Here is a 14294-nt window from a genome sequence, read left to right on the forward strand (position 1 = left end):
ACTGTGCTAGTTTAAGCGTTCACCCCAGTTTTAAGTTAAAACAATAACAGTGTAAACGGTGGTTTAACTCTTAAGCCTGATGAATAGAGTATTTGAATTCAATTTAATTGGTTATTGGCTGAAAAAACCCAACCAAGTTCTAGGTATATTTTTGTTTGCAGCCATTTTTATGGCATATATGTTTGATTTTGCCAGGTTTTCAGTTGCTAATGCTCAAGAAACACCAGCAACATCTGCACCAACGAGTAATTTAGGACAAGAGTTAGTTCAACAGGTGAGGGGTTGCGTGCAGGCAAAATTTGCCAACTCCACCACCAAAAAGCCAGAAATCTCCGCTTTAGCGATGCAATGCACCTACGAAGTGGTTATTCTTAACAAAGATGGTAGCGTGCGCGTTGACGCAAGCGATCGCATAAATGCTATGTTCGTTGCTACGGGGGCAAAAGTACCACTACCAGTTAGTAAGGGTACATCCACTAACATCAAAATGGGATATCTTCCCCAAAGTCGAGTTTTTACTGTTCCTGTTACGATTGCTGGCAAAACCAATAGTTTCTTGTTAGATACGGGTGCTTCTTCATCCATTATTAATAGTGAAACAGCCAAACAACTCCAACTCCCAGGGAATCCAATTCCTGGAGACGTATTGAAATATATGGGTGTAGGTAACAACTGCACCAAAGTTCAAGCAACTGTTCACCAACTACCAGCAATTACCGTCAATTCTGTCTCTGTTTCGGGATTAAATGGTTTAGGACTTTCCCCAAATTCAATTCCTGGGAAAACTGCGGGGGTTTTAGGTTTGGATTTTTTAAGTCAGTTTGATATGCTTGTAAATCCAAAACAGCAACAACTCAAACTTTTATCACCTTCTAAATTAACCACATCTGCCATCCCTTTACAAGGTAAATTGGGAGCGATGATTGTAGAAGTGCAGGTAAATGGAAAAGGTCCATTTAAATTTCTCTTAGATACTGGTGCTGATGTGATGGTATTGTCTCACCCTTTGGCAAAACAATTGGGAATCAATAATTTACAAGCTAAAAAAACTGATGTTGAAGGTTTTTGTGGAATTGAAAAAGCTAGAGAAATCAAATTAAATCAGTTTAGTTTACAACAGCACCAAGCAACTAAATTAGATGCTGTCATCCTTGAAAGTGATGGTTTATTTAATATGTTGGGTATTCAAGGAATCGTCGGGCAAAATTTCTTAAATAAATATCAACAGCATTGGCGTTTTGGTGAACGTAATCCCCTGGGTTTTCCTAATAATGGGAGTTTAGTATTAACTCCAGTCAAATAGAGCCATCATAATGTAGAGACGAGACATGTCACGTCTCTCTTAATATTTAATATTCTCTATTTCAATGCAGTTTTTCACGATGATGAGGTGTTAGTAAATAACTCATATCTGGACTAGAGGGAATAATCCCCCCAGGATTTAAAGGAAACAAATTACCATAATAATCACGTTGTACACTTGCTAAGTCACAAGTATCAGCAACACCTGGAAGCTGATACAAATCCCGCAAATAATTCCCTAAATTTTCATAATCTTGAATTCGTCGCCGATTACACTTAAATAAGCTGTAATAAACAACATCAAACCGGAATAAAGTTGTGAATAATCGCACATCGGCAAGGGTGACTTGTTCGCCGCATAGATATCTATTTGTTGCCAAATTTGCATCAATTTCATCTAACATTGTAAACAACTCATTACAAGCTTCTATATAAGCTGTTTGAGTTTGAGCAAATCCACAGCGGTATACTCCATTATTCACAGCATCGTAAATTTTCTCGTTCCAAATATCTATTTTTTCCCGTATTTCTTCAGGATATAAATCCAAGCTGGAATTTTTGGCAAATTCATTAAACTCGCTATTTAAAATGACAATAATTTCTGCACTTTCATTGTTTACTATGGTTTTGGTTTGCGTATCCCACAACACCGGAACTGTACATCTACCTTGATAACCAGGTTGCGCCAACTGATACAATTCAGGAACTGTTTGACAACCTTCTTCCGCTTGCTGCAAAACCCAAGCCCCAGTATCACCAGAGGGGTAAACAATTGATACCTGTATGGCATCTTCCAAACCTTTAATTGCCCTGGTAACTAGCGCCCTATGCGCCCAAGGGCAACCTAACCCAACATATAAACGATAACGATTTAATTCGGGTTTATATGCACTTTCACTTAAATTACTAACTGAATTTCTAAACTGACTGCTAGGACGTACATACTCACCTGATTTACTACGGGGTGCCAGTTGTGACATCATTGTATGCCACATAGTAGACCAGATAAACTTACCCAGCTTGATAATAAACCCCGATGGGAGAGATTTAGGTTTTTTCGGCTGTGTAGTTTGGGACATGATAACTTAGTGATAACTGTTATGTAATCTCGTTTCTAGACTTTTTGGATTTCCGATTGCGGTAATTCTGATAAATCTTATCTCCACCCCAGATTAATAAACCAATTGCGATCGCAAATCCCAAACTGTACAGTATTGATAAGGAAAAACGGTTGGGTAAGGGGTGAGGTACGAGTTTTGCGGTGGTGTTCTCTAGTACTGTCCGAATGTAAAATGGGTCATATGGTGGTTTTTTCTCGTTGTTCATTAATCCATAACTGGATGATATAATTCCACCGACACCAATACCACTACCTATAGCAAGAATGGAGACTTGGAGATTGCGATCGCGTATTTGTTGCTTTTCTTCGCTGATGCGATCGCGTTGTGACTGATCTATAGATACTCTACCGCGAATTGATGCGATAGTTTTATCGAGCAAGCTGGAACCGTGGTTAAAATAACCTAAGTCGAATTTAATTTGTTCACGAAAATATGAGCAGTTTTTTTGGCTAAATTCTTCCAAAAAGCTAATATCTTCATCTGGTTGAATATTGCGGATCTGTTGCAATCTATCGTTATAGTTACTTGCATGGATAGAAATCGTATTTTGGCAAGCTTCTAATTCTCGTAATAATTCGGCATAGTCTAGGGCTATTTTAGGTAATTTTTTGAGTTTTTTCTTGAATTCATCTAATTGTTCTTCAGTTAATATTTCGTTTTCGCTGTATTTATCTAAACTATCGATTTCAGTTTTAATAGTTTGATGATAGTTATTTGTATCTTGATAAAATTTACGACTATTTTTAAATGCTTTGATGGCTTTATTGCGAAACAAGAATAAGTCAAATAATTGTTCTTGATACTCTCCAAACTTTTTATCGGTATCAGAACTTAGAAAAAACCAAACTAAAATATGACGATAATTTGATATTTGGCTCAACCAACCATATTCATAAATCGGACTACCAAATAAAGTTGATGTGCGAGAAAGTTGAGGTATTTGATAACCATTTGGAAAAAATTGTTGTAAACATTCGTCAGCTAGATTTTTGATGCTTGTTAAGTCATTTGGGTTGTAATTTGCTGGTAGATAAGCAGTAATAATTAGAGTTTGACCTAGAAAGTTCTCATTTCCTCCTAACATCATGCAGTTATCAGGATTTAGCTTTCTCAGAAAGTAAGTATCAACATCCTCTGTCTGTTGATTATTTTCTTTTTCTGGTCGTCGTAAATTGAGCCATAATCCATAAGTATCGTCAATTTTTACAGGACGAGCAAAACCAGTTATGCCCAGTGTATATTTATCTATATCTACTATAAAATTATGAGATTTTTTTAACTTTCTACAAAACTCTTGTAAAGACTTTATTCTATGCTGACCATCAATTACAGTATAAGGATTTGAGCTAATTTCATATAAGCTAATTTTTCCCTCTACTGGAATTTCCTCAAAATCAATAAATCGATCGTCTGGCTTTCTATCTAAATCTAGCCAGTCTAATATATTCAAATTCTGGTGAAGAATTTTACTGATAATATCATCACATTTTAGCCATAGCCAATCTCTATTTACTTGATATCTATTTGCTTCATCTACATCACTTAAATCATTACTACTTGAATGAAGATAAAAGGCAAACAAATGGACATTGGGAGCATAAATTTTTGAAAGCATTATTGATTAGCTGCTGGTTGATTTTGATTCGGATTTTGGTCAGCTTCTGGCTGTGTATTATTAATCTGTTTATCAGTTTTTTCCTTATATTCTGGAAATTGGTTAGATAAAGTAGTTTCTCGGTTAACTGGGTTACGTGATTTAGCTGTAATTTCTCTAGCTGTAAATAAAACTGCATCACGGATCGTTTCATGTTCCTTGCACCAATTAATAATTGCATCGGCAGCAACTTGTAAGGGTTGGTTTTCGACTTCAATCAATGTTTGTTCGATGCTCTTTAAATCTTCTCGACTTTGTTTATCAAAAACATAATCTTGTGTACCAACAACTTCTAAAAAAGCCGAAATAATTTGATTAGCTTCCATAATTTTTCTCCGGTGATAAATAGTAATAAATTCTTGCCTAATCTCCGATTGAACAAAAACCTGCCCATGCTTCGGGATTTTTTAAGGGTATTTCGTCGGTTTTAAACCAGGTTTGCAGGTATTCTGTAATTGTTTGTTTATGTTCTGCATCGATTTTCTGGTGATTTTGCGTCCATGTGATTAATTCTGTTTGGGTAGAAGTTCGTAACCAGTATTGTGCTTCTGCTAATGCTTTTGCTGTGGATAAAGAAGGGGATTTAGTGGCAGAATCATCATAAAAAATATCATAAAAACGAATCATTAATAATGTAGTGGCAAAATCATCCACTGACCACAAACTACTAATGACACTAGAACTGCCAGCTTTGAGGAAACCACTTGGTAAACCAATGTATTCATCACTGGAATTTACGTCAATGCGTCCAGTTTCACAAGCTGAAAGTGTCACCAAACGACATTCCGGTAAGGAAAGATTAAAAATATCTCCAAGTGTGAGGCACTTATTTAAATCTATTTGATTGCCATTTGCTAAACGACGATAACTATAGCTTTCAGTTGTATTTCCGCTACTATTGTCGTGATTTACCCCACAACCCGCAAGTGCGATCGCGCTTTCTGCTGGAGAATCGGTGTTAAAGTAACCATGGCAGGAAAAATGTAAGACTTGGGCAGTTTGCAAGCTGTCAGCATGAGGCTTTTGTTGTAAAGCATCGCTAGTTGCATCACCTTTTTTCAAGACTGTTGTCGGTTGAAAATGACGTTCGATGGTTTCGACTTCGATATTGGTGTAAAGTAAATTGTCATTCGGGTCTTGTACTGCAAAAAAGCTTTGAGATTGGTTATTAATATCTTGCCGTTCTCGCTGTTTTCTTACAAGTTTTAATAATTGACTGCTGGGTGCATACTTCACACCACAAGCAAAGCGATCAAGTAACACCTGTTGTGAGGTTAATTCAGGGATTTGCCGAGTTGAATTAGCGATGGGTAATGCATGAAGCGGGTATAAATGCAGAAACCGATGGGGAACAAGGATCAAGGTTTCGCAACAGTCGGGAATTAGTTCGAGAACTTCATCAATATGGAGAATACTAGCTAATTCTCCCAGTAGCGAAGCTAATTTAAACCTCCATTTAGGTTTGTTGGTATTGTAGATGTGGAGAGATTCATTCGAGAAATTATTTAATTTTTCCAAATCTTCCCTTGTAGATTCCCATTTTAAAAGCTTTTCAGCATCTTGGATAATGATAAAAGCTCGAAAACACTCAGCAAAAATATACCATTCCACAATTGCAGTGCGATTATCGATTAAAAGTGATTTTATTTCAGTAAAACCCATTGGTGGCAACGGGATAATTTTATCTATCTTGTTGTTGCGTTCTTTCCGTAATTGATTGAGTCGAGTGGTTTCTGTGTTTTCTTCCCCACCTTGAGTTTGCAGTTCCTTTGCAGCTGCTAACCGTCGCTTTTCTTCCTCAATTTCTAATCCTACCTGTTGTAAAGCTTGGCTTTGGTTTGCTAACAGTTCGACTAAATTCCGGGTTTTGCTGCGTTCGATATATTCAATAGCTTCTCCATCTTTACCCAATTGTAGGCAAACTTCAGCCATTCCTTGATAAAGCTTATTCCATTCCTCCGCAAGCTTTTGTTTCGCTTCCGCACCAGAGAAAATTTCACCCCGCAGTAACTCGACTGTATCAATACTCGATTTATAGGTTTGATGTGCATTTTCCCACTGTTGAGCATATTGATAGGTTAAACCCAGGTTGTATGCTGCCTCAACATGTATGTGGGGAAAGCTATTACGAGTGAAGATTTCTAATGAAGCTTGTAAAGGTTGAATCGCATCTTCCCAATTCTCTGTTTTATTCTCGCGGATATATTCCCGGTAAGCTAAACCAAGATTGCTTTGAGTTTTTGCCCACATTTCGGAATTACGATCCTGTTTAAATTCTTCCAAAGCTATTTTATAAAAGTGGATCGCATCTTTCAAATTCTCTGCTTCTTCTCCCCGAATCCTATGCAAGTAAGCAGAACCAAGGTTGCTTTGAATTTCTGTCCAATCTTGAGGAAAACGATCGCGTTTATATTCTTCTAATGCTGCGTTATAGTAGCGAATCGCAACTTCCAAATTCTCCGCTTTTTCTCCCCTAATCCTATACAAGTAAGCATTACCAAGGTTCATTTGGGTACTTGCCCACGTTTCGGGATTGCGATCGCGTTTACGTTCTTCTAATGCTGCATTATAGTAGCGAATCGCATTTTCCAAATTCTCCGCTTTTTCTCCCCTGATCCTATACAAGTAAGCATTACCAAGATTGTTTTGAATTTTTGCCCAATCTTGAGGAAAATAATCGCGTTCAAATACTTCCAAAGCTGCATTATATTGTCCAATCGCAGCTTCCAAATTCTCCGCTTTTTCTCCCCTAATCCTCTCCCAATAAGCATTACCCAGGTTCATTTGGGCTGTTGCCCAATTTCCGGGATTGCGATCACGTTTAAATTCATGCAAAGCTAGTTTATGGTAGCGAATCGCAACTTCCAAATTCTCGGCTTTTTCTCCCCTGATCCTATTTCTGTAAGCTTCACCAAGGTTAAGTTGGACTTTTGCCCAATCTTCGGGAAAGTGATCGCGTTTAAATTCATGCAAAGCTAGTTTATAGAAGCGAATCGCATCTTCTAAATTCTCGGCTTTTTCTCCCCTGATCCTATTTGAGTAAGCATTACCAAGGTTCATTTGGAATGTTGCCCAATTTTCAGGAGAGTACGAACGAGTAAAAATTGTTAGTAATATTTCATAACCAGCAATAACTATTTCTAAATTATTAGCTTTTTCCCCTAAAGGAAACTCACGAAGCAAAACACAAAAATTACCAATATTTGCAGCGATGTTTACAGCTTCCCTACTACTTGCTTGCGACAGTTCTGACTCTCCCCACCGCTTAAATACCGTCAGAAATTGCTCATCAAGCAGGTGTAGATTTTCTTCCAGCAGCGAGTGGACTTTTTTCTTATTGTTCTTGGATTTCTCAACCACCCGCAAGATTTCTTTAATTAACCCGGTATAGGATTGCTTTTCTGGCTTTGCGTTCCCAAATCCCTTTGCCATGTGAGTTCCCTTTTCCCCGCACTGACTTGCTGCGTATTTACCCGTAGTAGTGATACTCATTCATACTACATGATCCCGGAGAAAGTGCAGAAACCCCACCCCCTTAACCCGCTTGCGGGGAGGGGGAATAAAAAAAATCTAGTTTTATCCTCGCAAGCTGTAGGGTAAATAAAATCTAGTTCCCTCCTCGCAAGCGGGGAGGGTTAGGGTGGGGTTATTCGAGAACAGGGTGTAAACCCCATAAGCGCTTGATTCCGGCTAAAGCCCAACTACGAAACTAGTGCTAATTACCCCTCCACTACAATCGCCTCTTCCTCCCTCTCCACAAACGATTGCACACGCGCTCGATAATCTCTCATTGTCTGATCAACCCATTCCCGATCATTACTATTAACGTACAAATGTACAATTGGCTCACTAGCATCTGGTAATACCAATATCCAACTGTCATCATAAGGTTGGCAAATCTTCACCCCATCAATCAATTCCAGGTTTTGTGCTGGGTGAGTTTCCACCAAATACCGCATCAAAGCACCTTTGATAGTCCAAGGACAACGAATTGAATAGCTTTTGTGGACTACACGAGGCAATTCTGTTCGCACCGAAGTTAAAGAACGTTCCTGAATTGTCAGCATTTCGATTAACTTACCAATACAAAACATGGCATCAAATCCTGGATGTAACTCCGGGAAAATGAAGCCGATGTCACCACTACCACCTAAAACAACATGGTTTCGATTTTGTTGACATGTTTCCATCAAAGCTGTGGGATTTGCTTTGGTGCGGATAACTCTAGCGTCATGACGACGGGCGATTTGTTCAACTGCGCTGGATGTATGAACAGGAACCACAACACTACTGCGAGGATTGGCAGTTAGCATCATATCCACCATCAAAGCGGTGAGGATTTCACCACGAATGGGTGTACCTGATTCATCCACGAGGATCATTTGTTCGCCATTTGCGGAAACTTGGACACCGAAGTTTGCCTTCAGTGCTTCCACCACATGACCTAACTGTATAATTAAGCCTTCACGATTGGTTATAGACATTGCGGTTTGATTCAAACTGGCGTTTAGTACCACTACATCCGCGCCGAATCGATCTAGCATTTGGGGTAACACTGCACCAGACACCGCATACACATAATCGACTACAACTTTGGCGCGACTATTACGAATTGTGTCAATGTGGATAAATTTCTCAAAAGCTGTGCAGTAAAGGTCAGCAACTTGGCTAGGGTACGCAACATCGCCAATCTCATGAATCTGCGATCGCCTCATGTCTTCTTTGAAGAAAGCACCCTCAATTTTCTTCTCTTTGGATTTGGAAATATTAATTCCCTGGACATCAATAAACTCAATCAGGATATAATCTGGGCGATCGGGATGGACGCGAACATGAATCCCCCCAGCAACACCCATTGTGGGGATAATTGTCCGAGCAATTGGTATTGCTGTAGCATCCAGGTTTTGGATATTTATCCCCACCGACATCAAACCCGCAATTAGGGATCTTGTCACCATCCGCGATACATTACGTTGATCACGGGAAACTGTCACTTTCGCACCAGGTTTGAGGGTTGAACCATAAGCTGCTCCCAATTTCACGGCAAATTCGGGAGTAATATCAACATTGGCTAAACCTTGGACACCCCGCTGACCAAATAAATTCCGTAGTGCTGTACTCCCCCAAATCAGGTTAATATTAAGGATTGCGCCCGATTCGATTTTTTTACTGGGCCACACCCTTACAAATGGGCTAATTTGTGCCTCTTCACCAACTGTAGAAAGTGACCCAACTATTGCCCCTTCTAAAACATGCGCTCTGCGATCAACACGGGCACCTCGTGAAATAACGCAAGCAGAAAGGTGTACTTCGTCACCAATTATACCTCCATTCCAAATGATTGGACGCTTGAGGTTAGCATCCGAACCAATGGTGACATTATCACCAATTGCTGTTCCAGCTTCAATCTGTACTCTGGCACCAATGCGGCAGTTATCACCAATTACCGTCGGAGTTTCAATTACAGCGGAGTGGTCTATGTAAGTATTTTGACCTACCCATAAACCGGGTGAAACCTGATTGTATGCAAAATCAAGCTTGACTTTTTGTTCTAAACCGTCGTACTGTGCCTGACGATAGGCATCCAAACTGCCAACATCACACCAATAACCGTCAGCAACATATCCATACATTGGATCATTTTTTTCCAATAGTAGAGGAAATAGATCTTTGGAAAAATCACATTCGGTATTTGTTGGCAAATATCCCAAAACTTCTGGTTCTAGAATATAAATACCAGTATTAACGGTATCGGAAAAAATTTCGCTAGTAGAAGGCTTTTCTAAAAATCTGTTAATGCGTCCATGCTTGTCGGTAATCACCACTCCAAATTCAATTGGATTGGGGACGCGGGTTAAAATCAAAGTTGCTTTCGATTTTTTTTCTTTGTGAAATTGAATCGCTGTGGTTAAATCAAAATCTGTTATGCTATCGCCACTAATTACTAAAAATGTTTCGTCTAAAAGTTCGGCAATGTTTTTCACACAACCTGCTGTTCCTAAAGGCTGATCTTCTTCAACCGCATAGGTCATTTGTACTCCAAAATCGCTACCATCTTGGAAATAATCTCTTAGTGCATCAGGTAAATAATGCAAAGTTGCGATTACTTCGTTGATATTATGCCGTTTCAGCAAATTAATGATGTGTTCGGCAATTGGTCGATTGAGAATTGGTACCATTGGCTTGGGTAAGTCGCATGTGAGGGGACGTAACCGAGTCCCTGAACCACCTGCCATGAGCACTGCACGCATAAATCCTCCTAAGCTATTTACACCAGTTAGCTTTCGTTGTGTCACAAAGAAATGGTACTAAAAAAAGTCTGAACTTTTATCTCGACTGGGGAACCAGTGAGGGTAAAGTCTGTGTTTTAATTTAGTCCGATTCGTGTGAGAGAACCCTTGCCCTGTAATGACGAGTGACTCCCTTTGACTTTGTAAACATTCAACGAAATTGGCTTTCCTTTTAGTCTCCTACGAAGGCTCATTTTTATAAACTTCCGCAAGATGCATCTGGCGAGAGAATGAGTCTAGCTACTTGACACCCTAGCTTGTTTGTGAAGATAAAATCAAGAAGAGTGAATTTTAACTTGGTGGAATTTGGTTGGTTAGCCCTGGTGAATTATGATTTGTAGAGAGGAGCAAACAGGGAATAGGAAGTAAGCTAAGTTTATCGGCGCAAGTGCTATTGTCTGATTGACGCATAAATTGCCTAACTTGTCACTAGTTGTTATTGATAAACCTGATTTAACATAGTAAGTACTCACGACTTCTATTTTTGGCTGTATAAATTCAGCCATTATTTAAGCAATACTGAACATATAATTTCGCAATAAGCAATTACTTCTGGAGTAAATTGGAATGTCGTCTTTAATTGTAGTTATCTTAGTTGGGCTATATGGTGCTGGTGCTTGGAAATTTTGGCAGGGATTTGAGCGGACAAATTTTCAACGCAGTTTATTAAATCGTTTAAGTTTATCTTTATTATGGCCCGTGTTATTAGTTGCGAATAAGTCCTATCGTCGTAATTTTAGAAAAGCTCTTAAAGGATAGGGTAAATCTAATAGGGCTACGTTCTAACTCGTTCCTTGTCTCCGGCAAGGAATGCATATCCTTTGGCTCTGCTTCCATTCTGGATAAGAGGCGGGGTTCTTCAAAATGAGGGTTCCTAGGCTCTCCCTAGGAACCAGTCTATGACACAAAAAGCGTATGGAAGAAAAGCTAAAGTAAGTATTTGCTAAATCAAGATTGACGTTGTACTAGAATGCTTGAATCCATTCTTTGATGGTGTATTCTGTCCAAATTTGGTGTCGCCAGTATGGATCATTTTCTACTAGTTGACGTACTATTTCTTCGCTTTCAGCTTCGTAAATTCCAAAGACTTTGGTTACGTCTTTAGTAGGTCCTAGGGTGATTAAAGTACCTGATTCTTTTTGTTTTGCGAGTCCGTCAAGATGTGCTTGTCGGTAAGGGGCACGTTTTTCTAAAACGTCTTCGCAATAACTACCCCACATGATGTATTTTGCCATATTTTAATGTGATTGGGAAATGGAAGAGAGACGCGATATATCTCGTCTCTACATTCTTTTTCGGTTGTCGATGTATCTGATGTACTTGAATTCTACTGTTAACTGATTTTTAGCTTCTGAGGTTGACTCCAAATTTCTCAACTAAGGTGTCACGTACTTGTTGATGTACAGGTTCTACCTCGGTTTCGGTGAGAGTGCGATCGCGTGAACGATATACTAACCTAAATGCTAAACTGCGTTGCCCTTGGGGGACGTGTTCTCCTCGGTATTCGTCGAATAATTCCACGGAATCTAAGAGTTCTTTTCCAGCTTTGGTGATGGCTTTTTCAATTTCGGCTACACTGACTTTCACTGGGGCAAAGAAAGCGATATCACGGTCGGATGCGGGATATGTGGAGTATGCTTGGAATTTGGGTGTTTGGATGGAATCACTATCTACTGCATCCAAAAGCACATCTAAGTCTAGTTGAAATACATATACGGAATCTGGGAAACCCCTATCATTGCGTAGTTGTGGATGCAGTTGTCCAAATGTTCCGAGTCGATTACCACCTACCCAGAGGGAGGCTGTACGTCCAGGATGTAAATGGGTGTCGCGGTGATCTGGTTGATATTCTACCTTTAAACCTAGTTGCCCAAAGACGTTTTCTAGGATGCCTTTAGCTTCAAACCAAGTCATCGGCTGTTCTTTACCACTCTGCGACCATTTTCCCACAGTGCGATCGCCTCCCATGATGCCAGCTATTGCATCTGCTTCAGTGAAACCGCTTTCTTCTTGCCAAAAAATTCTGCCAATTTCAAAGCCGTTGAGTGCTCCATTTCCCTGTTCTAAGTTATACTGGAAGGCATCAATTAAGCCTGCAACTAAGTCGGTGCGGAGGGCTGAATATTCTGCAAATAGGGGATTACTCAAAACTACTTGTCTTTCTTCTCCCGGTTTGACTAAGGAGTAGTGAACTAGTTCGGTTAATCCTTCTCCCCGGAATAAATAACGGAGTTTACGAGTAGTTTCTTGCTCAAAGGGTAAAAAACCGGCTTCGGCTTTCTCTGGGAGTGTGTCGCAGAAATTATCATAACCGTAAAGACGGGCAACTTCTTCAATTAAGTCAATTTCCCTTTCCAAATCCCGGTAGCGATAGGGGGGAACTGTCACCATCCAGGTGTTTTTACCACTAACTGTTAATTGACATCCTAAAGCTGATAATGTGCGTTCGACATCAGCAGGTTTGAGTTCGGCAATATCTTCTTCGTCTATTTTTACAGGTCCCAGGATATCATTTAGTCGTTCTAACCGTAGTTCTACTTGACGACTCCAAGTTTTGGGATCTGGGCGATGGTCTACTATTTCCTGGGTAATAATTATGGCACCAGCCAACTCTGTAAATAGGCTCAAGGCTCGATTATTTGCGGTTTCCAAACTAGCAAAGTTGACACCTCGCTCGTATCTTGTGGAGGCTTCACTGCGTAATCCTACTGAACGTGAGGAACGACGAATCGCCACACTATCAAATAAAGCTGCCTCTAAAATTAGACTTTGGGTACCTGGATGAACTTCACTTTCCTCACCACCCATCACACCTGCTAGGGCAACAGGGGTATTATTAGCAGTAATCAATAAATTTTGAGTCGTTAAATTTCGGGTTTGCCCATCCAAAGTTTTGAGAGTTTCCTTGGCATTAGCAAAACGCACCCCCATAGTAATTTCATTTTTGCCCGTTAGAGATTTTAAGCGATCGCTATCGAAGGCATGTAGGGGTTGTCCCCATTCCAACAACACATAATTGGTAATATCTACAACATTATTGATCGGACGTGTCCCCGCAGAGCGTAACCGCTGCTGCAACCATTCGGGTGATGGAGCAATTGTGACATTTTCCACTAATGTGCCGATGTATGTGGGGCAAGCTTTGGATTCATCAATTTTCAAACTCAAACTTGCGGCACCAGGAGACACATCTACCTGGGGAGGTTCCGGAATCGATAGTTTCCCACCAGTTAATGCTGCAACTTCCCGCGCAATTCCCACCATACTCAGTGCATCCGCACGGTTTGCTGTGGCAGTTACATCCAAAACCACATCATCCAAACCTAACAAAGGACGTACATCGCTACCTATTTGCAGGTTTTCTTCGGAAAAAATGTGAATTCCATCCACATCAGTTGGTAAACCCAATTCCTTCAAAGAACAAATCATCCCATTTGAAGGAACACCCCGTAGTTTCGCAGGTTTGATTTTCAAATCGATATTTGGCAAGAATGTGCCAACAGTGGCAACTGCGACAAAAATATCTGCCCGTACATTCGACGCACCGCAAACAATATTTACAGCTTCACCCTTACCAATATCAACCTGACAAACACTTAATTTATCAGCATTTGGGTGTTGTTCCCGCTGTAAAACACGTCCAATTACCACACCATCAGCCCAAGTGCGACGATCTTCAATTTCTTCTACCTCAAACCCTGCCATCGTCAGGGTTTCAGCCAATTCCTCTGGTTTTAGCTTGATTTCTACCAGTTCCCGTAGCCAATTTAACGAAATACGCATGAATCTTGTGTTGGTGCGATTAAAATCAGTGAACAGTGAACAGGGGATAGGGAACAGGGAACAGTTAGTTCTCGCAGTTTCAGTTTTTCTATAGGTTCAGTAGTCATCGGGGATTTAACCTTATGACTGCTGCCTTCTGCCTCC

At 40.1% G+C, this 14294-nt stretch carries 9 protein-coding genes; 2 read left to right on the top strand and 7 right to left on the bottom strand.

The window, feature by feature from the left end; all coding sequences use genetic code 11:
- Positions 1 to 79 precede the first annotated feature (79 nt).
- On the top strand, positions 80 to 1303 hold the full coding sequence (locus CAL6303_RS25485) for a retropepsin-like aspartic protease (protein ID WP_015200719.1): 1224 nt from the start codon (positions 80 to 82) through the stop codon (positions 1301 to 1303).
- Positions 1304 to 1364: 61 nt separating this feature from the next.
- Here CAL6303_RS25485 and CAL6303_RS25490 read toward each other — a convergent pair whose 3' ends face one another.
- From CAL6303_RS25490 to CAL6303_RS25510, 5 genes are all read right to left on the bottom strand, one after another.
- A complete protein-coding gene (locus tag CAL6303_RS25490; protein WP_015200720.1) occupies positions 1365 to 2381 on the bottom strand; it encodes a glutathione S-transferase family protein in 1017 nt (338 codons plus the stop codon).
- A 19-nt stretch (positions 2382 to 2400) separates the two neighbouring features.
- Positions 2401 to 4038 carry a hypothetical protein gene (locus CAL6303_RS25495; RefSeq protein WP_015200721.1) on the bottom strand — a complete coding sequence of 546 codons (1638 nt, stop codon included), beginning with the start codon at positions 4036 to 4038 and terminating at the stop codon, positions 2401 to 2403.
- Positions 4038 to 4403, bottom strand: a complete 366-nt coding sequence (locus CAL6303_RS25500; RefSeq protein ID WP_015200722.1) for a hypothetical protein — start codon at positions 4401 to 4403, stop codon at positions 4038 to 4040. The genes CAL6303_RS25495 and CAL6303_RS25500 overlap by 1 nt, the downstream gene beginning before the upstream one ends.
- 37 nt (positions 4404 to 4440) lie before the next feature.
- Positions 4441 to 7569 (bottom strand): CHAT domain-containing protein, encoded by a 3129-nt coding sequence (locus tag CAL6303_RS25505; protein WP_015200723.1) that lies wholly within the window; start codon positions 7567 to 7569, stop codon positions 4441 to 4443.
- A gap of 227 nt (positions 7570 to 7796) precedes the next feature.
- Positions 7797 to 10328: a mannose-1-phosphate guanyltransferase gene (locus CAL6303_RS25510; protein ID WP_015200724.1), complete on the bottom strand. Its 2532-nt coding sequence runs from the start codon at positions 10326 to 10328 to the stop codon at positions 7797 to 7799.
- Between the two features lie 606 nt (positions 10329 to 10934).
- On the opposite strand from CAL6303_RS25510, the gene CAL6303_RS25515 reads away from it, so the two are divergent.
- Positions 10935 to 11126: a hypothetical protein gene (locus CAL6303_RS25515; RefSeq protein ID WP_015200725.1), complete on the top strand. Its 192-nt coding sequence runs from the start codon at positions 10935 to 10937 to the stop codon at positions 11124 to 11126.
- A gap of 206 nt (positions 11127 to 11332) precedes the next feature.
- Here CAL6303_RS25515 and CAL6303_RS25520 read toward each other — a convergent pair whose 3' ends face one another.
- Together CAL6303_RS25520 and pheT are read right to left on the bottom strand one after the other, a co-directional pair.
- Entirely contained in the window at positions 11333 to 11602 is a 270-nt protein-coding gene (locus CAL6303_RS25520) for a YciI family protein (protein ID WP_041739976.1), read from the bottom strand.
- 109 nt (positions 11603 to 11711) lie between these two features.
- Positions 11712 to 14150 carry a phenylalanine--tRNA ligase subunit beta gene (pheT, locus tag CAL6303_RS25525; RefSeq protein ID WP_015200727.1) on the bottom strand — a complete coding sequence of 813 codons (2439 nt, stop codon included), beginning with the start codon at positions 14148 to 14150 and terminating at the stop codon, positions 11712 to 11714.
- Positions 14151 to 14294: the final 144 nt, after the last annotated feature.

It is taken from the genome of Calothrix sp. PCC 6303 (assembly GCF_000317435.1).
Taxonomy (GTDB): Bacteria; Cyanobacteriota; Cyanobacteriia; order Cyanobacteriales; family Nostocaceae; genus PCC-6303.

Coding starts and splice junctions, on each gene's coding strand:
- CAL6303_RS25510 (WP_015200724.1), bottom strand. CDS start 10,328: ATGCGTGCAGTGCTCATGGCAGGTGGTTCAGGGACTCGGTTACGTCCC.
- CAL6303_RS25515 (WP_015200725.1), top strand. CDS start 10,935: ATGTCGTCTTTAATTGTAGTTATCTTAGTTGGGCTATATGGTGCTGGT.
- CAL6303_RS25505 (WP_015200723.1), bottom strand. CDS start 7,569: ATGAGTATCACTACTACGGGTAAATACGCAGCAAGTCAGTGCGGGGAA.
- CAL6303_RS25490 (WP_015200720.1), bottom strand. CDS start 2,381: ATGTCCCAAACTACACAGCCGAAAAAACCTAAATCTCTCCCATCGGGG.
- CAL6303_RS25485 (WP_015200719.1), top strand. CDS start 80: ATGAATAGAGTATTTGAATTCAATTTAATTGGTTATTGGCTGAAAAAA.
- pheT (WP_015200727.1), bottom strand. CDS start 14,150: ATGCGTATTTCGTTAAATTGGCTACGGGAACTGGTAGAAATCAAGCTA.
- CAL6303_RS25500 (WP_015200722.1), bottom strand. CDS start 4,403: ATGGAAGCTAATCAAATTATTTCGGCTTTTTTAGAAGTTGTTGGTACA.
- CAL6303_RS25495 (WP_015200721.1), bottom strand. CDS start 4,038: ATGCTTTCAAAAATTTATGCTCCCAATGTCCATTTGTTTGCCTTTTAT.
- CAL6303_RS25520 (WP_041739976.1), bottom strand. CDS start 11,602: ATGGCAAAATACATCATGTGGGGTAGTTATTGCGAAGACGTTTTAGAA.